This is a genomic window from Aeromonas sp. s11, from assembly GCF_040907945.1.
Taxonomy (GTDB): Bacteria; Pseudomonadota; Gammaproteobacteria; order Enterobacterales; family Aeromonadaceae; genus Aeromonas; species Aeromonas veronii.
Map to the genome: position 1 here is coordinate 1 of NZ_JBFOCU010000035.1, position 24,680 is coordinate 24,680.

Consider the following 24,680-nt stretch of genomic DNA (forward strand, 5'->3'; position numbering starts at 1 on the left):
TAAATAACTGATCCCAATAGTGCTACACCTTCGCTGTGCCATAGCCATTCCCCGGGAAAGGAGACACGGTATCCATGAAGTGTTTCACTCGGGCCAGCAGGTTTGCCATCCCTCTGCATTGATGATTGCGCGTGATGGTTTCATGTAACTTGTGCCATAGCCGTTCTATGTGATTAACCCAAGGGCTGTAAACTGGCTGGAACACCAGGCAGAACTTGGGATTCTTCTTCAACCATCGCTCGGTCTGTTTGCTTTTGTGAATGATGTAGTTATCGAGGATCAACGTGATGGTTTTGGCTCGTCGGTAGTGGTGGCGCAGCTTTTCCAGCATGGCAATAAACAGCGATGAGTTTTTCTTGATCCCGCTGACGTAAAGTACCCTTCCGTTGCCTGCGTGGAGAACGCCTGCCAGATAATGCTTGGCATTCTGCCCCGGTGTGACAACCCGCTTTTGCTGCGCTCTGAACATCCAGTCGGCTCCTAATTTGGGATTGAGGTCTATATCGACTTCATCCTCATAAAACACCGGATTATCGGCATCACAGCGGGCCAGCGCGGCGTCGATATTCGCCATTTTTTCCTGATAGGCTGGGTCTTTTATCCGCAAGGTCGGCACGGGCCTGCGCCAGACAATGCCCATACGAGGTAACCATCGGCGGAGCGTGGAGGCTGCCACATTGAGCCCTGTTAACCGATTGATTTTTATAGCCAATAGTTCAGTACACCAACGGCTGCGCTGATAACCAAAATCTTGCGGAGAAAACTGCATGAGCAGCACCAGTAAGGTGACAATCTTGGCGATAGGTAAGACTGGGGCACGGCCAGCCGGTAAGGCTTCTAGCGCATCTATGCCTTCATCTCGATACCACCGAAGCCAACGACCGATGGTCGAGCGCGCAGCGCCGGTAAGGTGATGAACATCGGTGATCGTGCGTCCTTCATGTAACAGCAAGATGGCCATCAAGCGACGAGCATGTCCTTTATCACGGGTGGCATGGATGATTTTGTGAATGCGGCGCCGTTGTGGTCGTGGCAGAGGTGGTAGGATAGGCATCAACTCAGTCCTTTGGGTGTGGCTTGTTTTGTTTAGCGACTAATCAGATCGCACAAACTGGACTGAGTTCCCTTCCTCCGGTGATCTACTATTCGGAACAGCTATTTAGTTCATTTCACCCTACGGCTCTGAATAGAGTTTAATTAAATCAGTTCAGGGTTAAAGTAATTTCCATACTCGGTGGTAGTTTGTAACCATGTAGCTAACGTAACCTCAAATCCTTGTTGCTTGATTTTATGTCCTATATCTCTCATGAAGTCATCATTGGCCTTGAAGTCTCCTAACGATAAAATATCTTCCCCAAGTTTTGTGACTTTGTAGATTGGCAGCTTAACCTCTTTTTTAGGATCGTCAGAGTGTATCAAGAGTATCCTATTTTTATTAATAATCTGGTTTGAAAATTTATCTGCATAATTGCTTTTCATTGTAACTTCAAGGCTACTTACATTCCCTCCCTGTACACCACTAATGATCCCGAGATCTTCCATTTGTAATAGGAATTCAAAATCTATATCGTTGCTGTTTAGAGTGTCGCTTTTGAATAATATTTTTGCAGTAGTGAACATTCCAAGTTTTGATATGGATATAGCTTCGTCTTGAGATAGATTTTTAATGAACTCCAACGTTCTCATTGAATACGTTCCGGGACACTTTGTTTCACCCGCTAATGTTCTTGCCCATAGGCGTCTGAGATCTTCGTTTTCAGTTTGACTAACGTAATCCCTCCATCTGTAGAGCCAGTCAATATTAATGTCTTCTTTGGGTGGTGGTGTTTGAGAATTACTTAATTCTTCTTCTGTCATTAATATTGTTTTATTTATATTGATCTCTGATTGTATATTTTCAGCTTTTTTCTGTTGTTCAATATTAGAAAGTATTTTTTCAATCACTAATGTTGGTTCAACTCGCCCGAGATAGCATGAGGGATCGTGAGAATCGATATCTTGGTGCAATTCGATGAGCTTTCCGTCAGATAGCAGTTTTTTTCTCCCCTCTTTGATTGCTTTTGCCTCTACTTCAGCTTGAGCAAGCATCAGCATTTCATCTCTTCTTACCTCGGCATGAGCTCTACCTTCCCGCTTTATTTGCCATGGAGAAGCAAGGGAGCCAATTCCTCCTTTCACAAGGGTATCCCACATTTTTGTAACGAGCTGTTCCCCAAACATATAACTCACTCCATATTCAAAGTCATAATATAACGGTGCGATATTGTTTAATTGCTATGTTAGTGCAGGTGCAAAACATTTTTGAGAGGCAGAAACTGACCCAGTAGATATGAATGCACATATCTTTAGTATATCAATAGTGCGCTTTCATATAAATCATATCATTTACATAAATGTGAGGTGTTGCAACTTTCTCATAGAAGAGTCAGGGCATAAATTTGAATGTTGAATGCTTTGACTGGGTGATTGTGGGGCGCTTCGCTCATACGGCTACAGAAAGCTTATCAAATATTCACTTTAGGTAACCCTAAAAATATTTTCTGTTACAGATGTGAGTTTGCATAAACAAGAGCATAGATATGCGCATCCATAGGCGGCCATGAAGAAAAATTCGATTTCTTGCCAAACACTCAAAGGTGGCCCCGGCGGCGATGGCAACAGCTTCGCTGGCGCTGTTGCCAACTCCCATCACGATCTCCAGCCGAAATAGTCCCAACTGCCGAAAGCCAAAATCACGGAGCAGGGCGACCGCCTGACAGGCGATGCCGCAGCCTTGGCGAGATTGGCGTACCCAGTAACCGATATTGCCGTAGCGATGATGGGGTGACAGCAGGTTGATACCGGCGCCACCCAGCAGTTGGCCGGTGGTGGCGCAGAAGATACCCATGTCAAAGGCGCGTCCCGCCGCATAATCCTGCTCGCAGCTGGCAAACCACGCCAGCGCGCTCTCCCGAGTAAATGAACGGGAGCACCAGCTCATCCATTGGCCGACCGTTTCGATCGATTCGTGGGCCGCGTGGACAAACTCGTCGGCATCGGCCGGTTCGAACGGGCGGATCACGATATTGGCATTGGCATTGGCAAGGCGCGGGAGTGCCATCACTTGTCCTGCTTTTTCAGAAAGTAACTGATATGCCCCGGCGGCATATCGGGCAGCTGGCCAAAGACCTCGTAACCCTGCTTCTGATAGAAGGGGAGGGCCTGAAAACTGGTGGTTTCCAGATGGTAGTTGCTGATGCCCTTGCTTTGGGCGTACTGCTCCATGGCGCCGAGCAGGCGGCCGCCCCAGCCATCGCGGCGGATGCTTTCATCGATCCAGAGCCAGTCGACGTGCAGCCAGCCCCACTTGATGTCGGCGATGATGCCGCCGTGTACCTTGCCCTCTTTATCCTTGATAAAGCTGGCGATCCGTTCGCGCAGATGGGGGCCGGCGTGATCCTTGTTGAAGCCGGAAAGACCAATGCGCAGCGCTTCGATCTCATCGTCCTGAGGCGGTTGGGGTGGGGTGAGTTGCATAGTGCTTCCTGCTTGATGGTGATTGTCTCTAATGGGTTGCCGCTTCCAGCGCGGCTATCTCGCCGCCGCTTATAAGCGGCAGGTTGCGGCTGATCTGCTCTACTGGCCAGTCCCACCAGGCGATGGCGTTGAGGCGGGCGATGGTGTCGTCGTCGAAGCGGTAGCGGATCACCTTGGCGGGATTGCCGCCGACCACGGCATAGGCGGGCACGTCGCCGGTGACCACGGAGCGGGCGGCGATGATGGCGCCGTTGCCGACCTTTACTCCCGGCATGATCAGGGCGTCATAGCCAATCCAGACATCGTTGCCGATCACGGTATCCCCCTTGTAGGGGAGGCTGCCCGGGGCGGGTGCGGCATGCTCCCAGCCGTTGCCGAAGATAAAAAAGGGGTAGGTGGAGAAGCCGGAGGTCTGGTGGTTGGCGCCGTTCATGATGAACTTCACCCCGCGGGCGATGGCGCAGAACTTGCCGATGATGAGCTTGTCGCCGATGAAGGGGAAGTGGTAGAGGACGTTGCGCTCGAAGCCCGCCGAATCCTCTGGGTCGTCGTAATAGGTGTAGTCACCCACCTCGATATTGGGCCCCTTGATGGTGTTCTTGATAAAGCACACCTGGGGAAAGCCGTTCATGGGGTGGGGATTGGCGGGATCGGGTCCGTGCATCTGGTCTCCTTGGATGGGCCGGGCTAGAGCGCCGGGAAGTAGCAGGCGCTCATGTCGATGGGGTGATCTGGGCAGTTGGGCAGATAGAACTGCCAGCCCGCATCGGAGAAGGCGCGCAGTTCGGTTTCGACAAACTTGATGGCGAGGCTCAGGGCCTGCAGGCTGTCGATGCCGTAGATAAAGGTCTTGTCGCTCAGCCCCGCCAGCTTCACCTTGCAGCGCCAGTCACCGCTGGCGGACCTGGGATCCGGCTCGGGGGCCTTGATGGCGATCTTGAGGGTGAGCTGTTCCCCTTCGGTGCTGATGGCGTCGAAGCGGGCGGTAACGATGGCGTTTTTCATCTGGCGATTCCTTTTCCGTGGTACAGCCCCTGCGGTTGCGGGTGGCTGGCGTTCCTGATGGCTGATGAGGTGAAAACTGGACTCAGGACGGCCAGCGTAAATGAACTTGTGAGTTGAAACAATGTGATATGCGTGACCGGGTGAGGGGGCTTTCGCTACTGTGAGCGAGCGCAGTGGCGGGAGTAGCAACGCGCTGGCCACCGGTGGTGGCCGAGAGGCTGACGGGCTGCCAGATGTAAAGGATTGTTGGCTGTGGCCGCAGATTTTTCTGCGCTGACGATGAGGGCGTGTGATTCCTCTTGAGGCAGAATATCTCCCCCCTGTTTGACGTTGAAGTACAGGAGTCTCCGTGGCGCTTTCGGTAACCCAGCTTTATGAAGTGATGGCCCAGCTGCCAGATCCCGTCTTTATCCTCAGTGAAGATGGCTATTACGTGGAATATATCGGCGGCATGGAGCAGCAATCCTATCACGATGGCAATCCGCTGGCGGGCAAGCAGCTGGCCGATGTGCTGCCACCCGAGATGGCCATATGGGTCAAGGCGCAGGTAGCCGAGTCGCTGGCGAGCGGTCAGGTGCGGGTGGTGGAGTATGAGCTCTCCGCTGCCGAGGTGGGGGGGATCAATGCTGCCGCTGGGCCGCAAGGGATACAGCGTTTTGAGGGCAAGATTGCGCCGCTGCCCTCCCTCTATGACGGCAAGCGGGCGGTGGCCTGGGTGACCCGCAATATCACTCGCCAGTACGAGTTGCAGCAGCGGCTGCTGCGCCAGAGTGAAACCGACCAGCTGACCGGCCTCCATAACCGCCGGTTCTTCTTCGAACACTGCCAGCCGCTGCGGGCAGGGGAGGCGCCCTGCGGCCTCATCATGCTCGACATCGATCACTTCAAGCAGATCAACGATCGTTACGGCCATCAGCAGGGAGAGCGAGCCTTGCAGCGATTCAGTGGCTGCATCGATGCCCTGTTGCGGGCGGACGATCTCTTTGTGCGCAGCGGTGGCGAGGAGTTTCTGATCCTGCTACCGCGGATCGATGAAGCCGGTTTGCAGCAGATGGCGGAGCAGATCCGTGCCGCCGTCGAAGCATTGCCTGCTGATCCGGTCGCCATAACGGTCATTATGGGTACAACTCTGGTGCAGCCGGAGGAGGAGATCAATCAGGCGCTGGCCCGGGCCGACGAGTGGCTCTATCGGGCCAAGCGGGCAGGCCGCAATCGGGTGGCGCACTGCCCGGCAGGTTGAGAGTGCCACCCCGGTCGCTGTCGGAAATAGCCTGCGCTTTTACCCTGCATAAATTGGCTGACATCACTGTCAATTAGTAGAAAAGTTGGCCGTATTATTTAACTCATATTCCACAGCTTAAGGTGTTAATATTATCGGCCTGATCGCTGGTCTTATTTATGTTGTTGGGCAACAGCATGAGGTTTTATCGGTATGTTATCAAACAGGCTTGAATCTGGTTTTGGGTGACGAATGTGATACATCCTGTTGTCTTTTGAAACATTCCGATTCAAACAGTCATGAATTATTAACCTTGACCCGGATAGCGATTTCAACGATGGTAGCGTGGCAGCTCCGTTTCTCTCCGGTGGCCCAGTTGGTCGCTGGCGGCGTTGTTTTTTTCATGTGCAGGGCGATATGCAACGACATATCTCCAGCCTGTTATTCGGGCCAATAAAAATAATGATGACAGATTAATAAGGTATATATTGCAATGAGTGTTTCTATTGCTGAAAAGAGTAACCCTGTTTCAAAATTGAAATGGGAGAAAAGCGATTCGGTATGGACCATGGGCCTATATGCCACTGCTGTCGGTGCCGGTACGTTATTTCTCCCTATTACTGTTGGCAGTAATTCCCCGGTTATTTTGCTGTTTATTTTATTGCTGGCTTTTCCGCTTTCTTATTATTCCCACCGTGCATTGAGCCGCTTTGTGCTCTCCAGCTCCCATCGGGAAGGGGATATCACCCATGTGGTGGAGGAGCACTTCGGTGCCAAGGCGGGCAAGCTGCTGATGCTGGTCTATCTGATGGCCTTCTACCCCATCATTCTGGTCTACAGCATCTCCATCACCAATGCGATCCAGAGCTTCGTGGTCCACCAGCTGGGGGATGCCGAGCTTCCGCGCGGCTTGCTGGTGCTGGGGGTGATGCTGGGCCTGCATCTGGTGCTGCTGGCTGGCAAACAGATCGTGGTGTCGGCCATCAGCGTGCTGGCACTGCCGATGGTTGCCTTTCTGATTGGCCTCTCCATCTATCTGCTGCCCCAGTGGAGCCTCTCCTATTTCAGCGAGAGTCAGGCGGTGGATTGGCGTGACCCGGCGTTCTGGAAATCCCTCTGGCTGATCGTGCCGGTGATGGTCTTCTCCTTCAGCCATGCACCTATTATTTCCTCCTTCAGCGCGGCGCAGAAGAAGCGTTGCCAAGAGAGTGCCGATCTGCGCGCCAAGCGGATCATCAAGTACAGCAGTATGCTGATTTGCGGCAGCGTGCTCTTTTTCGTGGTGAGCTGCGTGATGAGTCTGAGTCAGGCCGAGATGGCGCTGGCCCGCACCGACAATATCTCGGTGCTGTCGGCGTTGGCGAACAAGTTTTCCAATCCGCTGATCGCCTATGTGGGGCCACTCATCGCCATTCTGGCCATGTCCAAATCTTTCCTAGGCACCTCCATGGGGGTGAGCGAGGGGACGGTGAGCATGGTGAGCGGTGCCTGTCAGGGGCTGGGGCTCTCCCTCAAGGAGTCGACCATCGCCCGGGTGTCATCGGTGATCCTGTTTATGGTGACCGCCGTCATCACCTATCTGAACCCCAACGTGCTCGACATCATCGAGCGCGTCAGTGGCCCGCTGATCGCGGTGATCCTGTTTCTGCTGCCAGCCTGCTCCATCTATCGCTTGCCCGCACTCAAGCGTTATCGCGGGCCGAGTACCCTTTTTGTGTTGGTGATGGGGCTGCTTGCCATCTCGGCCCTTATCTACGATCTGCTTTGACCGGGCGGTATCCCGCACAAATCAAAAAGGGCGACCATCTGGTCGCCCTTTTTCTGTGCATCGGGGTTAGCCGAGCAGGCCGCTGGCGCTCTGGCCCGCCATCAGCAAGCCGATGGCCAGCACGCTGAACCAGACCAGGGTTGCGCTTACCAGCAGATAGCCGCTGGCGATGAACAGACCGTCCCGCTGCAACATGCCGGTGGCAAGCAGCAGGATGGCCCAGGCAGGCATGGCGTTGGTGAACGGGATGGCGCCCAGGGGCAGCATCAGCAGCAGGGCAGCCAGCATGATCAGCAGGCCGTTGCAGCGGTTGACCGTGTTGCTGCCGGTCAGCACCAGCAGGCGCGGGCGGATAACGCGATCGACCCGGGCCAGCAGATCCGCCCCCTTGTGAAGGGTCGGCTTGAGCTGGTCGGCAGCGAAGCGGCGCTCCATCAGCATGGCGGGCAGCCAGGGCACCCGATTGAGGGTGATGCCGATACCGATAAAGAGGATCAGCAGGCCAAACGGGGTGCTGACCCCGGGAATGGAGACCGGCAGCAGGAAGGGGACGGTGAGCAGCACGCAAAACAGCAGCATGCCCTGCTCGCCCACCAGCGCGAGCATCTGGCGCAGGCTGATGTGGCTTTCGTCGATGGCATGCGCGGTAGCCCGCAGGGTATCCGCGAGGGTAGTTGTGGGGTCGTTGAGTTGCGCGGCAACCATTCCCTGATGTCCTTTTGAGTAGTGATAACGGGCCCCGATGACCCGATTTGGCGCCAGCATACGTGGCAGAGGTTAACCGTCGATGAATGGTGGCAGGGGCGCATAGCGGCGCCAGTGGGGCGGCTCGGCAGAGGTTCCGGCGAGAGGGAAATCCCGCGATGAAAGTGATCCGGTACAGCCGCCGTTTAGGATGGGCCTAGGACGCCTCTGGTATGCTTTCTGCACAATCACACAGGGAGCAGGGGATGATGATGAAGAGAGCCGGGATAGTGATTATGGGGCTGTTGCTGCCACTGGGGCAGGCCTGGAGTAGCGAGGCCGCGACCACATCCGGTTGGCAGGTGACGCCATTTTTCGGCTACAGCTCAGCCATCGACTTCGAGAAGAGTGACGATGTGGTGCAGCCGGTGCCGCTTTCTGCATCGTTTGATTCACTGCAGGGACAGGGCTCCGGCAGCTGGGGCCTCTTTATCAGCAAGGAGGTGGATGATCCCGGCATGATCGAGCTGCTCTACAGCCACCAGTCCACCACCCTCTCTCCCGACCAGCCTGACCGCCTGACGGTGGACATCCTGCACTTTGCCGGTGCGCTGACCCTCTCTGACAACCTGATGGCGCCCTACATCGGCGCCGGGATCGGGGTGACCCGATTTGCCGCCTACGACAGCGAGGTGACCCCTTCCATGTCGCTGGCGCTCGGGGTGCAACCGCGCCTCGCCGAGCATCTGGCCCTGCGGGCCGAGGTGCGCGGTTATGGTTCGCTGGTCAACGACAACAATCAGTTTCTCTGCAACCCGGAGCAGTGCGTGTTCAAGGTGCGCGGGGAGCTGGTAACCCAATGGCAGGCCAATATCGGTCTTACCTTCCGCTTTTAGGCGGGGGGATTTCCCACATGAAACAAGGGCCCTTGGGCCCCTGTTTCAGCAGCAATGTTCCGCCGTGATCGGCAATCCACCGATAGCTCTTTACGCCTCTTTATTAGTCGGCGTCGCCCATACCGCGCAGTTTCTACCCGCCTCCTTGGCGCCATAAAGCGCCTGATCCACCCGTTTGAACAGCGAGACGGCCGGCTCCTTGGGCTCGCGGATCCCCACTCCCAGGCTGACCGTCATGGTATGGGCCGGGTCGGGGGCTATGGTGCGGGTCGCAGTGAGCAGGGTGTTGGCCAGTTGCTGCAGCTCGGCTTCGTGGGCGACGGGCAGCAGCAGGGCAAACTCTTCACCCCCGACACGGGCCGCCAGCGCACCGGGCGGGCAGTGCTGTTCCAACAGCTCGCCAAACTGTTGCAACACCCGATCCCCGATATCGTGGCCGTAGTTGTCATTGATCCCCTTGAAGTGATCGAGATCCAGCAGGATGAGGGCGTGGCAAATCCCCTGCTCCAGAAACAGCTGCTGATGAAAGTAGCGCCGGTTTGGCAGCCGGGTCAGATCGTCAAACAGCGCCTGTTGTCTGAGCTGGGTATTGATGTGGAAGAGGTGGTGCATGGTGCTCAGGATGCCGATGCTGCTGAGCAGGATGCCGCTGGAGCGCAGCAGATCCTCGGCATAGATGGCGAGCCAGAGTGGCTGCGCCACCAGCTCATCCATGATGTCGGCGGTGGCCCCCATGATCCACAACATCAGACCGCAGGAGAGCATGCGGTAGGTATGGGTGGGCAGGTGGGCGCACTGCACCACCCAGAACAGGAACAGCATTGTGAGCCAGTTGATCACCTCGAAGCCAAAGCTGACGGCGTAAAAGCGCTCGTAGGGGAAGTGGGGCAGCAGCAACAGATGAAGGGCCATGATGGCCAGCATCACTATCCCCAGCAGCGCGATGTGGGCGCGATGCTCCCGGTCGAGGTGACGGTAGTGGGAGAGGCTGATGTCGAGACGATCGAACTGCATGGTGTTCCTCGGATTGGGCCGCCATCAGGTTGCAAACAAGGGGCTGTGTAATGGCATGCCGTGGTCGGATAACAGGAAACGGCTGGTCTGTCAGTGTAAACGAGCGGACCCGCAGCGCGCGATATCGATGACGTCAGCTTGTGGGCTGGCTCAGGGTTTGCGCACTTCTGGTGCGCGACGTATCGCCTGCCCTGCGACAGGGCGACCCTGGGCAGGTTAGCGCAGCTCATGCGCCAAATTGGTGCGTTGATGATGTATGATCTTTCTAATGCAATGATTTAAAAGGATTTAAATTTATGGCCCGCTTTATGCTTTTTAGATGTCAGACGGCCTCTTGCGGTCATCGGCGGCAGATGCAGTGATGAGGAAGTGGCAAGAGGCATCCCCGTGCAGGGCGCGGGTGTGATTCTGGCGGGTTGCAGCAACACCTTGCGGTTCGCCACAGATTCAATCAGGGAAACGGAGCCGGTCTTGTACCGGTACGACAGGGAAGGAGAGTGCTCTATGGTCAAAAAATGGATGATGGCGGGTCTGACGATGTTGCCTGCCTTGCTGGTTACCCCAAGTTGGGCCGAAGAGGTCGCTCAGGTACAGGCGGCGGTGGCGCCGGTTGCCGCCATGACAATCAACAAGGGTGACAACACCTGGATGCTGCTCTCGGCGGCGCTGGTGATCCTGATGTCGATCCCCGGTCTGGCCCTCTTCTACGGTGGTCTGGTGCGGGCCAAAAACATGCTGAGCGTGCTGATGCAGGTCTTTACCCTGTTCTGCCTTATCTGCGTGCTCTGGGTGATCTACGGCTATTCGCTGGCCTTTACCGAGGGGGGCAATTTCTATGGCTCCTTCAGCAAGGTGCTGCTCAAGGGGGTGACCCCTGACTCCATCGCCGCCACCTTCAGCAAGGGTGTCGGGATCAGCGAGCTGATCTATGTGGTGTTCCAGGGGGCCTTTGCCGCCATCACCTGCGGCCTTATCGTGGGGGCGTTTGCCGAGCGCATCAAGTTTGCCGCCGTGCTGCTCTTCTCGGTGATCTGGTTCACCTTCGCCTATATCCCGCTGGCTCATATGGTGTGGTACTGGGCGGGTCCGGATGCCTATACCGGCGCCGAGGCTGCGGCCACAGCGACCGCCACTGCCGGTTATCTGTTCCAGCATGGTGCGCTGGATTTTGCAGGCGGCACAGTGGTGCACATCAACGCCGCCGTGGCGGGTTTGGTGGGTGCCTATCTGGTGGGCAAGCGTCTGGGCTACGGTCGTGATCCCATGACCCCCCACAGCCTGACCATGACCATGATCGGCGCCTCCCTGCTCTGGTTCGGCTGGTTCGGTTTCAACGCGGGCTCCGCGCTGGAAGCCAACGGTATCGCCGCACTCGCCTTTATCAACACCTGGGTGGCGCCGGCTGCGGCAGCTCTCTCATGGACGCTGGCCGAGTGGGTGATGAAGGGACGTCCCTCCCTGCTGGGGGCCGCCTCTGGTGCGGTGTCCGGTCTGGTGGTGATCACCCCGGCAGCCGGTTTCGTCGGTGTGGGCGGTGGTCTGGTGATGGGCCTTATCAGTGGCGTGGCGGGTCTGTGGGGTGTCCACGGTCTCAAGCGCCTGCTGGGTGCCGATGACAGTCTGGACGTGTTTGGCGTACACGGGGTGTGCGGTATTCTCGGCGCCCTGCTGACCGGTGTTTTTGCCAGCCCGGATCTGGGCGGTACCGGGGTGTGGGACTATGTCACCAATCAGGTGGCCGAGGGGTACTCCATCCTTGGACAAGTGAAGATCCAGGCCATCGGGGTCGGTGTCACTCTGCTCTGGTCCGGTGCCGTGGCGGCGATTGCCTTCAAGGCGGTCGACATGCTGGTGGGTCTGCGGGTGAATGGCGATGCCGAGCGGGAAGGGCTGGATGTCACCTCCCACGGCGAGAAGGCTTACAGCATGTAATCCCGAATGCCAGACAACAAAAAACCGCCGGAACCGGCGGTTTTTTTATGACTCTAAAGCTGCAAAGCCTGAGTTCACACGCTTAATTCACGACGGCCACGTTGATGCTGCCATTGCCCTGGGTCATGCGCACGCGAGCACCCGGGGTGAAGGTGGGGCTGGCTTTCTGCACGACCACGATGGCTTCGCCATTCTCTTTCTTGATCTCCAGCTCGACGCCGTCGACCTGATTCATCTTGTTGCCGATGGCGTTGCCTGCCGCTGCACCGGCGATGGCGCCGCCTGCGGCTGCGATGTCGCGTCCGGTGCCGCCACCGACTGTGCTGCCCAGCAGGCCGCCGACTACGGCGCCGCCAATGGTGCCAATCAGGGAGTTCTCATCGGCCTGAATCTTCACCGGGCGGGTGGAGATGATGGTGCCGTAGCTGACGGTCTGCACCTGTTTGGCGCGGTCTTTGGTGTAAACATCGCCAGAGTAAACGTCACTGTTGGCGCATCCGGTGATGGTGGTTGCTGCCAGCAGGGCAATAAGGGTCATACGCTTCAACATGGTGGGCCTCCTGGGCTGCACGTAATTTGAACAATCCGGTTGATGAGTGAACTTTACTCCAACCCCGTCACACATGAAATCGGCAAAATGTAACCAATTATGCGTTCTGTAACCGGTTTTGTCCTTGAATCGCAGCTGTACCGGAGAGGGTTTTAACCAGCAGCAGACGGTCTTCTCCGGGGCCGAAATAGTCGGCTATTTCCGCCTGCAATGTGTAACCGAGCCGGTAGTAGAGGCGCTGGGCCGGATTGGCCGGATCGACCGTGAGCCGCAGTTCGCTGATCTGCAGCGCCTGCTGGTTGGCCTCCATCTGGCGCATCATTCGCTCGGCCAGACCGAAACCGCGCGCCTCGGGCAGTACCGCCAGCGAGAGTACCCAGCCTTGCGACCGCTCCTGACCGAATCCCCCCAGCACATAACCCACCAGCTGCCCCTCGTATTCGGCCACCAGCAACAACTCGGGCCACAAATCCATCGCCTGACGGAAGAAGAAGGCGGGATAGACATCTTCGCCAAACACCTTGGCATCGATCTGCCAAATGGCGTGCATGTCATTGTGGGTGGCGGGGCGTAGCAGGGGCGGGTTGTGGTGCATCAGGACTCCATTGGCAGCAAACGGATCGGCAACGCCGCTGACCTTGGGGTCAACGGCAAAAAAGGAGTCATAGGGTAGTAGTCATCCCCTGCCGGATGCAAGGGATTGGCGGTTATGGCGGCAGGGGGCGGCTCTGGGGCAGTTTGGGCGCTTTGCGCAAGCCGTCGAGCAGATGGCGGAGGGTGAGCCAGGGGTGGCGCAGCAACATGCGCGGGCCGCTCCACTTCATCACCTGCTGGATCTGTTTGCGCATCGCCGGTGCGTAACAGTGGATATTGCAGTTGGCGCAGGTGGGTTTGTGGCCGTGGCCATAACGGCAGCGACGAAGGCGCTGATGGGCGAAATCCCGCAACTGGCGACAGTGGCGGCAATGGGGATCCTGATGATGGTGCTGGCAGTAGAGGCGGATCATGGCGCTGACCGTCTGCTGCTCGCGCATGAGTCTGGGGTGGTCACTCGCCTTTTTGCTGGCTGCGGCGTGTGAGCCCCGGGCTGGGCTGGCATGATGACTTTTCATGGCCGCCATTCTCCTGACCTGCTCGTTTTGGGTGTTGATACAGGTCAAAAGGGGGGATAAAAAACAGGGCCCGCAGGCCCTGTGTCATCAGATGAGGCTGGTTGCCTGCTCCAGCCAGGCGAGATCTTCGCCCTCGAGCAGCGGGCTCAGGCGGCGGAACACCTCGACATGGTATTCGTTGATCCAGCGGAATTCTGCCGGGCTCAGCAGGCTGCGGTCGATCAGGCGGGTATCGAACGGCACATAAGTCAGACGCTCGAAGCCCAGCATCGGCAGCTCGCCAACTTGTTCCAGCTCGGTCACCACCACCAGGTTCTCGCAACGGATGCCAAAGCCATCTTCACGGTAGTAGCCCGGCTCGTTGGAGAGCACCATGCCCGGTTGCAGGGCGACCATGCTCCCTTTCGGCGCGATGCGCTGGGGCCCTTCGTGGACACTCAGGAAGTGGCCGACGCCGTGGCCGGTGCCGTGGTCGTAGTTGTAACCGGCTTGCCACAGCGGCATGCGGGCCAGCACATCGAGCTGGATACCGGCGGTGCCACGGGGGAAGCGGGCCTGATCAAGCGCGATATGGCCCTGCAGAACCCGGGTAAACATCGCCTTTTGCTCGTCGCTCACCTCACCCACCTTGATGGTGCGGGTGATGTCGGTGGTGCCATCCATATACTGGGCGCCGGAGTCGAGCAGATAGAGGCTGTCCTGACCGAACGCACGCGGAGTGCCGTTGGTGTGGTGGTAGTGGCACATAGCGGCGTTGGGGCCGAGCGCGGAGATGGTATCGAAGCTCGGCTCGACGTAGTGCTCCTGCTCGCGGCGGAACGCTTCCACCTGATCGGCCAGGGTGCCTTCATCCACCCCCTCGAACTCGCCGGAGGCGACCAGCCGATCCAGCCAGGCGAGGAAGCGGGTCATGGCCACGCCATCACGCAGGTGAGCGGCACGCATACCGGTCAGCTCGATTTCGTTCTTGCACGCTTTCGGCAGCATGGTGGGGTCTTGGCCAGCCACCAGAATGGCACCCGCCTCTTCCATGACGAGCTGGGTCCAGGCGTTGGCGCTGTCCGGATCGGCCAGCACCTTCTGCTGATCTTCACCGATGCGCTGCAACACGTCGCCCAGCTTGTCGATGGGGTAGACAGAGACATCCTGCCCAACGTGTTGGGTAAAGGCGAAGCAGTCAATTTTGTCGGTATCGACGAAGAAATCCATGCTGGTGTTGGCGTAGAGCACCGCAAAGCCCAGCACCACCGGCAACCGGTCGATGTCGCGGCCACGCAGGTTGAGCAGCCAGTTGATGGGCTCGGCCTGGGTCAGCAGCACCGCATCCAGCCCGCGCTTGCGCAGGTCGGCCGCCAGCTGTTCACGTTTGGACTGGCTGGACTGGCCTGCCAGCTCCTCGCTGTAGAGGATGACCGGGCTCTTGGTCGGCTCCGGGCGATCGCTCCAGTTCAGGTCGATGGGGTTCTGCTCGACGCGGATCAGCTCGATACCGCGATCGGCCAGCACGGCCTTGGCATTCTTGTACCAGGTCAGGCTGTGCAGGCGGGCATCGAAGCCGACCCGGGAGCCTGACGGCAGCTGTTCGGCCAGCCATTGCACATGAGGATTTTCAATGAGGTGGAGGAATTCGAACAGTTCGGCGGGGGTTTGCATCCGCGCCTGCACCGTATAGCGACCATCGACAAAGAGGGCTGCTCGCTGGGCCATGATGATGGCGACGCCGGCAGATCCGTTGAAACCGGTGATCCAGTCAAGCCGCTCGGCATAGGCGGGGATGTACTCGCCGAGGTGCTCATCATCGTGGGGGACGATAAATGCGTCCAACTCCTGCATGGCCAGCTCGGCCCTGACTTGGGCGACGCGGGTTTCAATTATCTCGAAATTATTCATGTCGTTAGTGCCAGATGGTTGCTATATGAGTGTTCAGTTTTTATGGCCGCTGGCCAGGATCCGCTTGATCGACTGACCCGCTGCTTCGATATGCTGCCTGAGCAGCACCACCGCCTCGTGCTTGCGCCGGGCGCGGCACAGTTCCAGCAATTGGGCGTGTTCACGCTCCGCCTTGTCCACGCCGTCGCTGGCAAACAGCAGCTCGAAGCGGACATAGCGGTCACAGCTCAGATTGATCTGGGCGATCAGTTCAAGTGCCTGGGGGCGACCGGCTGCCTGATAGAGGGTGGCGTGAAAGCTGTGGTTCAACTCGGCCCAATGTTCGATCTGGGTGCCTGACTCCAGGGCGTGATCAAACTGGGCGAGGATCGCCTCCGCTTGCGCGAAGGTGGCTTCCGTCATCTTGTCGACGGCGTGAAACAGGGTATCGGCTTCCAGCAGCGCTCGCAAATAAAAGAGCTCTTCAATGGCCGAGGCGTCCAGCATGGTGACCACGGCGCCGCGATGGGCTTCGAACTTCACCAGCCCCTGCGCTTCCAGCTGCATCAGGGCTTCGCGCACCGGAATGCGGCTCACGGCCAGCTCTTTGGCAATGGCATCCTGACGCAAGGGGGCGCCAGCGGGGAACTCCCCACGGAGGATCCGGCCACGGAGGTTTTCCATCACCATCTGGGTTCGGGTCTTGTAGGGTGGGGTCATGGTCGGGTCACGATTGGGCGTTACAGAATTGTATATTGTATAAAGTTTGGCTGAATCTAACCTGTCACAATGGGCAAAGGCAAGGTTTTGGCCCCTTTAACGGGGGCGATGGCAGCGTGCGGGGCTCCACAAAAACAAAAATGCCGGTCAGCGTGGCTGACCGGCATGATGTCACTGATACGAAGCGAGCCTGTTACAGCTGCGGGCCTGCCGCAACCAGACGTTTGCCTTCGTCGTTATCGGTGAAGCGCTCGAAGTTCTTGATGAAACGGCCTGCCAGATCGACGGCCTTGGCATCCCACTCGGCCTTGTCGGCGTAAGTGTCGCGCGGGTCGAGGATCGCCGGGTTCACATCGTGCAGCGCGGTCGGGATCTCCAGATTGAAGATCGGCAGCACCTTGGTCTCGGCCTTCTCGATGGAGCCATCCAGGATGGCATCGATGATAGCGCGGGTATCCTTGATGGAGATGCGCTTGCCGGTGCCGTTCCAGCCGGTGTTGACCAGATAGGCCTCTGCACCTGCCGCTTCCATCCGTTTCACCAGCTCCTGACCGTACTTGGTCGGGTGCAGGGAGAGGAAGGCTGCGCCGAAGCAGGAGGAGAAGGTCGGAGTCGGCTCGGTGATGCCGCGCTCGGTACCGGCCAGTTTGGCGGTGAAGCCAGACAGGAAGTGGTACTTGGTCTGCTCCTTGGTCAGTTTGGAGACTGGAGGCAGCACGCCGAAGGCGTCGGCAGTCAGGAAGATCACCTTGGTGGCGTGACCTGCCTTGGAGACCGGCTTGACGATGTTGTCGATGTGATAGATGGGGTAGGAGACGCGGGTGTTCTCGGTCTTGGAGCCATCATCGAAGTCGATGGTGCCATCGGCAGCAACGGTCACGTTCTCCAGCAGCGCATCGCGACGGATGGCGTGGTAGATGTCCGGCTCGGCCTCTTCGGAGAGCTTGATGGTCTTGGCGTAGCAGCCCCCTTCGAAGTTGAACACGCCGTGGTCATCCCAGCCGTGCTCGTCATCGCCGATCAGCTGACGCTTGGGATCGGTGGAGAGGGTGGTCTTGCCGGTGCCGGATAGGCCGAAGAAGATGGCGACGTCGCCGTCCTGACCCACGTTGGCGGAGCAGTGCATGGAGGCAATGCCGCGCAGGGGCAGGAAGTAGTTCATCATGGAGAACATGCCCTTCTTCATCTCGCCACCGTACCAGGTGCCACCGATGAGCTGCATCTTCTCGGTCATGTTGAAGGCAACAAAGTTCTCGGAGTTGAGACCCTGCTCCTTCCAGTTCGGGTTGGTGCACTTGGCACCGTTCATCACCACGAAGTCAGGCTTGAAGGTTTTCAGCTCTTCATCGCTCGGACGGATGAACATGTTTTTCACGAAGTGTGCCTGCCAGGCCACCTCGGTGATGATGCGCACGGCCAGGCGGGTATCCGGGTTGGCACCGCAGAAACCGTCGACTACAAACAGGCGCTTGCCGGAGAGCTGTTTGGTGACCAGCCCTTTCAGATGTGACCACACTTCCGGGGTAATGGCTTTGTTATCGTTTTTACCCTGGTCAGACCACCACACAGTATCCTGGGTAGTGGCATCTTTGACGATATATTTATCTTTCGGGGAGCGACCGGTGAAGATACCGGTGTTGACGTTGACGGCGCCCAGCTCGGTCACCACACCGCGCTCGAACCCTTCCAGGTCAGGGCGTGTCTCTTCGGCGAAAAGCTGCTCGTAAGAGGGGTTGCGAACGATTTCTTGGCTGTTTTTGATGCCGTACTGGTCCAGTCCTAATTGTTGGGCCAGGGTGGGTTCTGCCACGATTGTCATTGTATTCTCCTGGGTTCAGAGGTTGGTAGGGTTCTATCTGACGGTCATCCTATCACTTAGGTGGTAGAGTTTAGCGATCGCCATCAAACTTTATAAAATAGGGTATTTTTTTGTTATTAAAGTTAAAGGCGGGTTTTGCCCGCCTTTAATTAGTGTAACTGGTTTGCATCATTGCCGGGAGCCCTGCTGAACAGGGTTTCGACATCGATCCCATTAAATTGGTACTGGGCGCCGCAATAATCACAGTGCATGTCGATCTTGCCGAGCTCCTGCACCATCTCCATCACCTCTTCCTTTTCTATCTGCAACAGGGCCCCTTCGCAGCGCTCGCGGGAGCAGGTGCAGCGGAACTCGACCGCCTGCGGATCGAACACCCGCACCTTGTCCTGATGGTAGAGGCGGTAGAGGATCTCTTCTGCCTGCAGGCCGAACAGCTCTTCATCCTTGATGGTGCTGGTGAGCTGGGTCAGGTGATCGAAATCGTTGCTGTGATCCTCGCTCTGGGCGGGCAGCTCCTGCAGCATGATGCCGGCAGCGCGCGGCGCACCTTCGTGGTAGCCGGTGCGGATCCACAGCTTGGTCGCCAGCTGTTCGGAGCGGGCGAAGTAGTGCTCCAGGCAGCCCGCCAGAGTATCGGCGTCCAGCGCGATGATGCCCTGATAGCGCTCGCCCTGCTCCGGGGTGATGGTGATGATCAGCTGGCCGTTGCCAATCAGGCTCTGCAGCTTGCCATCGCTCGGCAGCTCGCCTTCATAGCGGGCCACGCCGCGCAGCTGCTGGTTGTTGTCACCATTGATCACGGCCAGACGCACCGGGCCATCGCCCTGCAGTTGCACCGTGATGGAGCCTTCAAACTTGAGGGTGGCGGTCAGCAGGCTGGTGGCGACCAGTAGCTCGCCCAGCAGTTTTTGCACCTGCACCGGGTAGTTCTGGGCTTCCACTACGTGGCGGTAGGTGTGATCCAGCTGGACCAGCTCGCCACGCACTTCGTACTCTTCAAACAGATAGCGATACAGCAGATCTTGGTTGCTCATCATGTATTCCTGGCTTTTCGGTGAGGTAAATCGGGCGGGCTGGGGTTGATGCCAGCCCGGTATCAAATCGGGGTCGGTCAGTACTGTTTGACCTTGAGCAACTGGCGTCGCTCCTGCTTGTCGGGGCGGCGCTCGGGGCTGGGGGCAAACTGGCTGTTGAAGCGGCGCGCCTCGCTGTTCTCGGCCCGTTTTTTCAGGCTCTCGGCGGTCTCTTCATAGAGCTGCTGGGCCAGCGGGGCCGATTTGCGCTGCTCGCTCAAGGCCAGCACCCGCACTTCGCGTTCATCCTGCCCCTGCCAGAAGCGGATCAGTGCCCCCACTTCCACCTGTTTGCCCGGTTTGCTGCGCTGACCATTGTAGTGCACCTTGCCCCCGTCGATCTGATCCCGCGCAATGGAGCGGGTCTTGTAGAAACGGGCCGCCCACAGCCACTTGTCGAGACGAACCTCGAGGGCACTTTCTGCATGATTGGGCATGAACAGGCTCCATAACGGGGAAAAGAGGTGGTCGATTATACCAGAGCACGGGGTCGGGATAGAAACCGGGCAGCCGCCGCGCGGGGCGCAAACCATGTCAAGGTGATGCAACATATGGGCAGTTTGCTGATTCACAAGGGAAAGCCGCTGCTTTATCGGGTATTCATGGGGCAGGGAGGGCCTTCATAGCGCGCATATAACACTGCCGCCCCGGTTGGGGGCGGCAGCGTTCACATCCATCGATCATGTCAGAGTCAGAAGTGATCGTGCTGATCCGGCTTCTTCTGGTCGTGTGGGCCTTCGCTGTGGGCGATGGCAGTGCGGATCAGATCAACCCCGGCGCGGATAATCAGCACCCCCATGTTGACCAGCTTGACGCAGACCCACATGAAGGTGATGAGCAGGATCAGCTTGAGCACGGTCTGGAACGCTTCCAGGAAGTTCTGCTCCAGCTGGGCGGTGAGGCCGTTGGCGCTGGTCATCAGCCAGGTGTAGACCTCGCGCACGAACGGGATGCGGCTTGGCATCTCCAGCACATCCAGTGCGGCAGGGAGCGCCTGGAAGATGACGATGCTGCCGAACAGGATCAAAATGACACCGATGGCGATGCCGAGGAAAAAGCCGAACTGTCTCATGGAGGGCTCCAGCGTTTGCTGCATGAAATTGAAGATAGCCGCCAATAGTAGGGAGTGCCCTGCTTCATCGCAATCTTCCGTGCTCCGCCTGCGCGGCGGGAACGGCGGCAATCCGGCCGCTACCGTTGCCCAACTATCTGATTTCTGGGAGGCTTGTCGCCATTGTGCATAGGGAAAGCAAATTGATGTCGAGAACCCACTTTTTACTCTTGCTGGCGCTGTTTGCCGCTCTGCCAGCCCTGAGTGCCGAACCGGCTGGCCCAACGGCAGCGGCCTGCGCCATCCGCCATCAGGATCAACTGCTGCTGGTGCAGGATCGCATCTCCTCCCGCTACAGCCTGAGCGGTGGCTATATAGATGGCGGCGAGAGCCCGCAGCAGGCGGCGCTGCGCGAGCTCTATGAAGAGACTGGCTTGCGGGGGGAGGTGGTGCAGGAGTTGGGCCGCTGGCAGCGGGCGCTTATCTTCGCCTGCCGCACGCTGGAACCGATTGTCGCGCAGCAAGACACTGCGTTTGTCTCCATCCTGAAGGCCCCCAATCTGGGCGGGGAGATCCTTAACGCTCGGCTGATCGCCATCGACCAGCTGCCCCGCGAGCAGCGCCGTTTCCCGGATCAGCTCGACTGGCTGCAATCCCGGCTTGATCAGGTGCCCGAGAGCGAGGTGCACTGGCAGGCCGATTTTGTGGCGCAGGGCAATGCGCTGCATCAGGCCGAGATCCCGCTGATGCAGCGGCTGCAGCAGTGGCTGGGGCCCGATGTGTGGTGGCTGTCGGTCAGCAATCTGTTTGGTTCAGGCGGCTTTCAGCTTGCCCTGATACCTTTGCTGCTCCCGCTGCTGGGGTGGCCACGGTTGCGCCAGCTGCTGTTCGCCATGCTGTGGCTTGGCTTGCTGGTGCAGGCGAGCAAGGAGGGAATTGGCTGGCCGCGCCCCTTCCATCTGCAACCGCTGCTGGCAACCCAGAGCGCGCAAGGCTTTGGCATGCCGAGCGGCCATACCGCTTCGGCCCTGCTGTTCTGGGGGGCGCTGCTTGGCTGGCTCTGGCCTGCCCGGCGCGGGCTGGCCTATTCGCTGGCCTTGCTGCTGGCGCTCACCACAGGTCTGGCGCGGGTCTGGCTCGGGGTGCACTTTATCTCCGATGTGGCGGTTGGCCTGCTGATTGGTGCCTTGCTGCTGGCGGTTCGCCCATACTGGCGGCTGGATCAGCGCGCTTCTGTCTGGGGCTTGCTGATCGCTGCGTCACTGGTTTGCGCGGGTCTGAGCCAGTCGGCCCATCTGGCCGGGATCGGGCTGGCGGCTCTCGGGCTCTGGGTTGGCGGTTTGCTTACCCTGACCCGCGGCGGATATCCCCCCATTGTGACCGGCGCGGTCACCCTGGCGGGGGGCGCGGTGATAGGGGCGGGGCTCTGGGCGCTGCCGCTGCTGACCAGCAGTTCGCTGGCCATCCTGCTTGGTCAGTTTGTGCTCTTTTTCGGGCTGGGGCTCTGGTTGAGCGCTGGCCTCTGGTGGATACTCTCTTTCTTGAAATGCGACACACGACCCAAGGGCAACGGCTCTGACAAGGGAACTCTATGAACATGAAAAAAGTGGATTTGGCCAAGATAACCCTGGGGGTGCTGTTTCTCAGCATCCTGATTATCTCCTGTTTCCTGGTGCTGAAGCCCTTCCTGCCCGCGCTGGTGTGGGCCACCATGATCACCATCGCTACCTGGCCGCTGATGCTGATGGTGCAGCGGGTGCTGTGGGGCAAACGGTCGCTGGCGGCCCTCTTTATGACGCTGGTGCTGCTGCTGATGTTTGTCATCCCGCTCTTTATGACGCTGGCCAATGTTGCGGAGAAAGCGCCCATGCTGATCGAGCTGGGTACCCATATCAGCCAGTCGCCGCCGCCCGAGCTGCTCTGGCTGCAACAGATCCCGCTGGTTGGCGACAAGCTCTACGGCTTCTGGCAGCAAATTCTGGCGAGCGGTGGTCAGGTGCTGTTTGCCAAGCTGGCCCCCTACTTTGGCCAGACCGCCCGCTGGCTCGCCGCTCAGGCGGGCAATCTGGGGCTGCTGTTCGTTCACTTCCTGCTGACTGTCGGCATCTGCGGTGTGCTCTATCACTCCGGTGAAGTGGTGGCGACCGGCATTCGCCGCTTTGCCCACCGTCTGGCAGGGCAACGGGGCGACAACGCCACAGTGCTGGCCTCCCAAGCGATCCGTGCCGTGGCCATGGGCGTGGTGGTGACCGCGCTGGTGCAATCCTCGGTGGCCGGTGTCGGCCTGCTGATTGCCGGTATCCCCTACGCCATGGTGCTGGTGGTGGTGATGTTCCTGCTGATCGTCGCCCAGATCGGCCCCTTCCCGGTGCTGCTGGCCTGTATCGGCTACCTCTACTGGAGCGGCGACACCACCTGGGGCACCTTCCTGCTGGTCTGGTCACTGTTTGCAGGCACCATGGACAACTTCCTGCGCCCCTTCCTTATCAAGCGTGGCGCCAACCTGCCGCTCATCCTCATTCTGGTGGGGGTTATCGGCGGCTTGCTGGCAATGGGGATCATCGGTCTCTTTATCGGCCCGGTAGTGTTGGCGGTGGGCTACACCCTGCTGGATGCCTGGATCAAGGAAGATGACCAACCGGCGACTGCTGCTGTTGAATCGCCCAAGGCCGAGTGACGACAAGACGATTTAGCCACCATAGCTGATGCAAAGAGCCGCCCATAAGGGCGGCTCTGTTATTTGTGGTGATTCTGATTATGGCGATGGAGTCAGATTGGTTGATCCTCGCCAATCTGCATTCACCACATATGACCGCTCCATGTAGGTTCGATTAGCGAAGCGTAATCGGACGATCGAGATGCCGTTGTTCCGGTATTTCCGTGGATCAGCGGCATTTGGCAGAGGGGAAATATGGATGGCCGTTATAGCAGGGGAATTGCTTTACGCGAACGTCCGATTACGCCTTGCGGCTAATCGAACCTACGGACTAGGCGATCTTGTTCAATTCGTATTCTAGGCCTGCAAATGCCTCAGCAAAATACTGGGCTTGATTCTTTATGTTAAATATCGCGTTCTGTTCGTCAGGATGCTCTGGAAGCATAAAAATATTATCTAAGTGAGCAATCATGCTTTGAAATTTTATCGAGGCATCTTTGCATTCATAAGATGATAACCCAATAGATACTCCTTTCTCATAAATATCATGAACTATAGGTTTGTTTCTCTCGATAAACTGACATAACTCCTGAAATAGCACATCTGTGTCTGCGTGCAACTTAAATGCTTGCTCTAATTCAGCAAACAAATGTGATGCTTTAATAAGCGTGTCATTAACGAGCTGAATAAACGTCTCTTTAGATATTTCATTTTGATGATTGTATTTGGCTGTTGCTAAGTACATAGGGTTCCAGACAACATTTACCCCACCACCAATATCTTGCCCATTTTGAGAAAAAGGTTGAAAGTGTTCTTCAAGATCACGATCTATCCACTCTGATTTACACAGATAGTTATTATTGCATTCATCTTGATGAGTCGGATAAATAAACAACCAAACAACGTCTGCTGGTTTGTTTTTCCACGCGTATCTTGTGTGTTCACTTCGGTGATACCCGCACATTTTTATCTCTTCGTTTAAAGTGCGGATTATTGTAAGTAACTCAGCCTGACTATGTTCTTTAGACAATGTGATTCGTGCAGAATATCGCTTTGCACCACCATGACTGTTATCTGATATTTTATTGATGGTGTAATCTGGGATGATTTCAACTAGCTTTGCAAGACGACGTAAGTCGTTGTTCATTCCTGCGTTTACTTCTTGCTGAAAAGGTATAACAACTTTCCAAGCTTTGCCTGTATAGCTAATAGTATGCTTAGTTATTGCTTGCCAGTATGCAATGTTGTTATCGATGTCACACAAAACTATTAAAACAGGTAGTGAATGATTAAGCCAATATTCTAAGTGTTCCATTTCGCCACGGTAGACATAACCATCTTTTGTAGTTTCCTTAAACCAAGATGCACCTGATTTAATTTGCAATGCAATCAATCTTCCCGAGGCTAAATTTTCGTCAACTAGCTCAACTTGAGCATCTATCCCACAATCAACAATTGGCTGTTCCCGAAAAATGTATCCACATCTTTCGAAGAGTAAACCTGTGGTTTGAACCCCGATACGATCTGTTTGAGAGCTGCGACTATATTTCATTGCTTAATTTTTCCACTGATATCGAAAAACCATATAACTCCGCCTCGTCCTTCTTTCCATGAAAATTTATTTTCAATCACAACATCGCCGCCAATCTCAGGGGCTGAACGCGTTCGTGCAACATTCCCTTTTGGCTCTGGTTTTTCGCTGCTGAGCAAAAATACACTTTTGGGGCGGCAATGGAAAGCGCCATCTGGCCTACTTTTAATAAATCAATCAGTAGTGTGATCGGGGGCTATATATC

At 57.1% G+C, this 24,680-nt stretch carries 23 protein-coding genes and 1 pseudogene; 6 read left to right on the forward strand and 18 right to left on the reverse strand.

What is annotated here, in order from left to right; all coding sequences use genetic code 11:
- Positions 1-22 precede the first annotated feature (22 nt).
- The 6 genes and pseudogenes from AB5Y84_RS10450 to AB5Y84_RS10475 all read right to left on the reverse strand — a co-directional run bounded on the left by AB5Y84_RS10450 (position 23) and on the right by AB5Y84_RS10475 (position 4,521).
- Positions 23-1,054 carry an IS630-like element ISAhy2 family transposase gene (locus AB5Y84_RS10450; protein ID WP_001809438.1) on the reverse strand — a complete coding sequence of 344 codons (1,032 nt, stop codon included), beginning with the start codon at positions 1,052-1,054 and terminating at the stop codon, positions 23-25.
- 143 nt (positions 1,055-1,197) lie between these two features.
- Positions 1,198-2,220 carry a DUF2806 domain-containing protein gene (locus tag AB5Y84_RS10455; RefSeq protein WP_139433100.1) on the reverse strand — a complete coding sequence of 341 codons (1,023 nt, stop codon included), beginning with the start codon at positions 2,218-2,220 and terminating at the stop codon, positions 1,198-1,200.
- A 323-nt stretch (positions 2,221-2,543) separates the two neighbouring features.
- Positions 2,544-3,100, reverse strand: a pseudogene (locus AB5Y84_RS10460) (GNAT family N-acetyltransferase).
- Complete coding sequence (locus tag AB5Y84_RS10465) at positions 3,100-3,516, reverse strand: GNAT family N-acetyltransferase (RefSeq protein WP_368176890.1); 417 nt, start codon at positions 3,514-3,516, stop codon at positions 3,100-3,102. Before AB5Y84_RS10465 ends, AB5Y84_RS10460 begins: the two are co-directional and overlap by 1 nt.
- A gap of 28 nt (positions 3,517-3,544) precedes the next feature.
- Positions 3,545-4,180 carry a Vat family streptogramin A O-acetyltransferase gene (locus AB5Y84_RS10470; RefSeq protein ID WP_368176891.1) on the reverse strand — a complete coding sequence of 212 codons (636 nt, stop codon included), beginning with the start codon at positions 4,178-4,180 and terminating at the stop codon, positions 3,545-3,547.
- 23 nt (positions 4,181-4,203) lie between these two features.
- Positions 4,204-4,521 (reverse strand): hypothetical protein, encoded by a 318-nt coding sequence (locus tag AB5Y84_RS10475; protein WP_368176892.1) that lies wholly within the window; start codon positions 4,519-4,521, stop codon positions 4,204-4,206.
- A 349-nt stretch (positions 4,522-4,870) separates the two neighbouring features.
- Here AB5Y84_RS10475 and AB5Y84_RS10480 point away from each other — a divergent pair, with 349 nt between their 5' ends.
- Both AB5Y84_RS10480 and AB5Y84_RS10485 read left to right on the forward strand, forming a co-directional pair.
- A complete protein-coding gene (locus tag AB5Y84_RS10480; protein ID WP_368176893.1) occupies positions 4,871-5,761 on the forward strand; it encodes a diguanylate cyclase in 891 nt (296 codons plus the stop codon).
- 472 nt (positions 5,762-6,233) lie between these two features.
- The gene (locus AB5Y84_RS10485; RefSeq protein ID WP_101530032.1) at positions 6,234-7,508 is read left to right on the forward strand and encodes an amino acid permease; all 1,275 of its coding nucleotides are present in this window, start codon (positions 6,234-6,236) and stop codon (positions 7,506-7,508) included.
- A 66-nt stretch (positions 7,509-7,574) separates the two neighbouring features.
- On the opposite strand, the gene AB5Y84_RS10490 is transcribed toward AB5Y84_RS10485, so the two are convergent.
- A complete protein-coding gene (locus AB5Y84_RS10490) occupies positions 7,575-8,213 on the reverse strand; it encodes an exopolysaccharide biosynthesis protein (protein WP_064341822.1) in 639 nt (212 codons plus the stop codon).
- Between the two features lie 251 nt (positions 8,214-8,464).
- Here AB5Y84_RS10490 and AB5Y84_RS10495 point away from each other — a divergent pair, with 251 nt between their 5' ends.
- A complete protein-coding gene (locus tag AB5Y84_RS10495; protein ID WP_368176900.1) occupies positions 8,465-9,088 on the forward strand; it encodes an outer membrane beta-barrel protein in 624 nt (207 codons plus the stop codon).
- A gap of 90 nt (positions 9,089-9,178) precedes the next feature.
- Here the strand turns inward: AB5Y84_RS10495 and AB5Y84_RS10500 are convergent, their stop codons facing one another.
- Positions 9,179-10,102 (reverse strand): GGDEF domain-containing protein, encoded by a 924-nt coding sequence (locus AB5Y84_RS10500; protein WP_368176894.1) that lies wholly within the window; start codon positions 10,100-10,102, stop codon positions 9,179-9,181.
- A 504-nt stretch (positions 10,103-10,606) separates the two neighbouring features.
- Here AB5Y84_RS10500 and amt point away from each other — a divergent pair.
- The gene (gene amt / locus AB5Y84_RS10505) at positions 10,607-12,034 is read left to right on the forward strand and encodes an ammonium transporter (RefSeq protein WP_139461577.1); all 1,428 of its coding nucleotides are present in this window, start codon (positions 10,607-10,609) and stop codon (positions 12,032-12,034) included.
- An 82-nt stretch (positions 12,035-12,116) separates the two neighbouring features.
- Here amt and AB5Y84_RS10510 read toward each other — a convergent pair whose 3' ends face one another.
- The 9 genes from AB5Y84_RS10510 to AB5Y84_RS10550 all read right to left on the reverse strand — a co-directional run bounded on the left by AB5Y84_RS10510 (position 12,117) and on the right by AB5Y84_RS10550 (position 20,249).
- Entirely contained in the window at positions 12,117-12,584 is a 468-nt protein-coding gene (locus AB5Y84_RS10510; protein ID WP_005340126.1) for a glycine zipper 2TM domain-containing protein, read from the reverse strand.
- A 97-nt stretch (positions 12,585-12,681) separates the two neighbouring features.
- Entirely contained in the window at positions 12,682-13,179 is a 498-nt protein-coding gene (locus AB5Y84_RS10515; protein ID WP_043822605.1) for a GNAT family N-acetyltransferase, read from the reverse strand.
- Positions 13,180-13,291: 112 nt separating this feature from the next.
- On the reverse strand, positions 13,292-13,696 hold the full coding sequence (locus AB5Y84_RS10520) for a nitrous oxide-stimulated promoter family protein (protein ID WP_005356534.1): 405 nt from the start codon (positions 13,694-13,696) through the stop codon (positions 13,292-13,294).
- 87 nt (positions 13,697-13,783) lie between these two features.
- Entirely contained in the window at positions 13,784-15,586 is a 1,803-nt protein-coding gene (locus tag AB5Y84_RS10525) for an aminopeptidase P family protein (protein WP_005355029.1), read from the reverse strand.
- A 33-nt stretch (positions 15,587-15,619) separates the two neighbouring features.
- Entirely contained in the window at positions 15,620-16,285 is a 666-nt protein-coding gene (locus tag AB5Y84_RS10530; protein ID WP_005340138.1) for a GntR family transcriptional regulator, read from the reverse strand.
- A gap of 193 nt (positions 16,286-16,478) precedes the next feature.
- On the reverse strand, positions 16,479-18,104 hold the full coding sequence (gene pckA, locus AB5Y84_RS10535) for a phosphoenolpyruvate carboxykinase (ATP) (protein ID WP_005340139.1): 1,626 nt from the start codon (positions 18,102-18,104) through the stop codon (positions 16,479-16,481).
- Between the two features lie 149 nt (positions 18,105-18,253).
- Positions 18,254-19,138, reverse strand: coding sequence for an Hsp33 family molecular chaperone HslO (gene hslO, locus AB5Y84_RS10540; protein ID WP_005340140.1), 885 nt, complete (start codon positions 19,136-19,138; stop codon positions 18,254-18,256).
- Positions 19,139-19,215: 77 nt separating this feature from the next.
- A complete protein-coding gene (hslR, locus tag AB5Y84_RS10545) occupies positions 19,216-19,614 on the reverse strand; it encodes a ribosome-associated heat shock protein Hsp15 (protein ID WP_005340141.1) in 399 nt (132 codons plus the stop codon).
- A gap of 254 nt (positions 19,615-19,868) precedes the next feature.
- The gene (locus AB5Y84_RS10550) at positions 19,869-20,249 is read right to left on the reverse strand and encodes a hypothetical protein (RefSeq protein WP_005340143.1); all 381 of its coding nucleotides are present in this window, start codon (positions 20,247-20,249) and stop codon (positions 19,869-19,871) included.
- Between the two features lie 185 nt (positions 20,250-20,434).
- Between AB5Y84_RS10550 and AB5Y84_RS10555 the strand changes: the two genes are divergently transcribed.
- Together AB5Y84_RS10555 and ydiK are read left to right on the forward strand one after the other, a co-directional pair.
- Positions 20,435-21,823 (forward strand): phosphatase PAP2 family protein, encoded by a 1,389-nt coding sequence (locus AB5Y84_RS10555; RefSeq protein ID WP_368176895.1) that lies wholly within the window; start codon positions 20,435-20,437, stop codon positions 21,821-21,823.
- Complete coding sequence (gene ydiK, locus AB5Y84_RS10560) at positions 21,820-22,905, forward strand: AI-2E family transporter YdiK (protein ID WP_368176896.1); 1,086 nt, start codon at positions 21,820-21,822, stop codon at positions 22,903-22,905. Before AB5Y84_RS10555 ends, ydiK begins: the two co-directional genes overlap by 4 nt.
- A 310-nt stretch (positions 22,906-23,215) precedes the next feature.
- Here ydiK and AB5Y84_RS10565 read toward each other — a convergent pair whose 3' ends face one another.
- Complete coding sequence (locus tag AB5Y84_RS10565) at positions 23,216-24,436, reverse strand: DUF4365 domain-containing protein (protein WP_221885917.1); 1,221 nt, start codon at positions 24,434-24,436, stop codon at positions 23,216-23,218.
- Positions 24,437-24,680: the final 244 nt, after the last annotated feature.

Excerpts from the sequence above, each read along its gene's own strand:
- AB5Y84_RS10475 (WP_368176892.1), bottom strand. The coding sequence starts at position 4,521 with ATGAAAAACGCCATCGTTACCGCCCGCTTCGACGCCATCAGCACCGAA.
- pckA (WP_005340139.1), bottom strand. The coding sequence starts at position 18,104 with ATGACAATCGTGGCAGAACCCACCCTGGCCCAACAATTAGGACTGGAC.
- AB5Y84_RS10515 (WP_043822605.1), bottom strand. The coding sequence starts at position 13,179 with ATGCACCACAACCCGCCCCTGCTACGCCCCGCCACCCACAATGACATG.
- AB5Y84_RS10550 (WP_005340143.1), bottom strand. The coding sequence starts at position 20,249 with ATGAGACAGTTCGGCTTTTTCCTCGGCATCGCCATCGGTGTCATTTTG.
- AB5Y84_RS10470 (WP_368176891.1), bottom strand. The coding sequence starts at position 4,180 with ATGCACGGACCCGATCCCGCCAATCCCCACCCCATGAACGGCTTTCCC.
- AB5Y84_RS10565 (WP_221885917.1), bottom strand. The coding sequence starts at position 24,436 with ATGAAATATAGTCGCAGCTCTCAAACAGATCGTATCGGGGTTCAAACC.
- AB5Y84_RS10520 (WP_005356534.1), bottom strand. The coding sequence starts at position 13,696 with ATGAAAAGTCATCATGCCAGCCCAGCCCGGGGCTCACACGCCGCAGCC.
- AB5Y84_RS10490 (WP_064341822.1), bottom strand. The coding sequence starts at position 8,213 with ATGGTTGCCGCGCAACTCAACGACCCCACAACTACCCTCGCGGATACC.
- AB5Y84_RS10485 (WP_101530032.1), top strand. The coding sequence starts at position 6,234 with ATGAGTGTTTCTATTGCTGAAAAGAGTAACCCTGTTTCAAAATTGAAA.
- AB5Y84_RS10455 (WP_139433100.1), bottom strand. The coding sequence starts at position 2,220 with ATGTTTGGGGAACAGCTCGTTACAAAAATGTGGGATACCCTTGTGAAA.
- hslO (WP_005340140.1), bottom strand. The coding sequence starts at position 19,138 with ATGAGCAACCAAGATCTGCTGTATCGCTATCTGTTTGAAGAGTACGAA.
- AB5Y84_RS10510 (WP_005340126.1), bottom strand. The coding sequence starts at position 12,584 with ATGTTGAAGCGTATGACCCTTATTGCCCTGCTGGCAGCAACCACCATC.
- AB5Y84_RS10555 (WP_368176895.1), top strand. The coding sequence starts at position 20,435 with ATGTCGAGAACCCACTTTTTACTCTTGCTGGCGCTGTTTGCCGCTCTG.
- ydiK (WP_368176896.1), top strand. The coding sequence starts at position 21,820 with ATGAACATGAAAAAAGTGGATTTGGCCAAGATAACCCTGGGGGTGCTG.
- amt (WP_139461577.1), top strand. The coding sequence starts at position 10,607 with ATGGTCAAAAAATGGATGATGGCGGGTCTGACGATGTTGCCTGCCTTG.
- hslR (WP_005340141.1), bottom strand. The coding sequence starts at position 19,614 with ATGCCCAATCATGCAGAAAGTGCCCTCGAGGTTCGTCTCGACAAGTGG.
- AB5Y84_RS10495 (WP_368176900.1), top strand. The coding sequence starts at position 8,465 with ATGAAGAGAGCCGGGATAGTGATTATGGGGCTGTTGCTGCCACTGGGG.
- AB5Y84_RS10525 (WP_005355029.1), bottom strand. The coding sequence starts at position 15,586 with ATGAATAATTTCGAGATAATTGAAACCCGCGTCGCCCAAGTCAGGGCC.
- AB5Y84_RS10530 (WP_005340138.1), bottom strand. The coding sequence starts at position 16,285 with ATGACCCCACCCTACAAGACCCGAACCCAGATGGTGATGGAAAACCTC.
- AB5Y84_RS10465 (WP_368176890.1), bottom strand. The coding sequence starts at position 3,516 with ATGCAACTCACCCCACCCCAACCGCCTCAGGACGATGAGATCGAAGCG.
- AB5Y84_RS10500 (WP_368176894.1), bottom strand. The coding sequence starts at position 10,102 with ATGCAGTTCGATCGTCTCGACATCAGCCTCTCCCACTACCGTCACCTC.
- AB5Y84_RS10450 (WP_001809438.1), bottom strand. The coding sequence starts at position 1,054 with ATGCCTATCCTACCACCTCTGCCACGACCACAACGGCGCCGCATTCAC.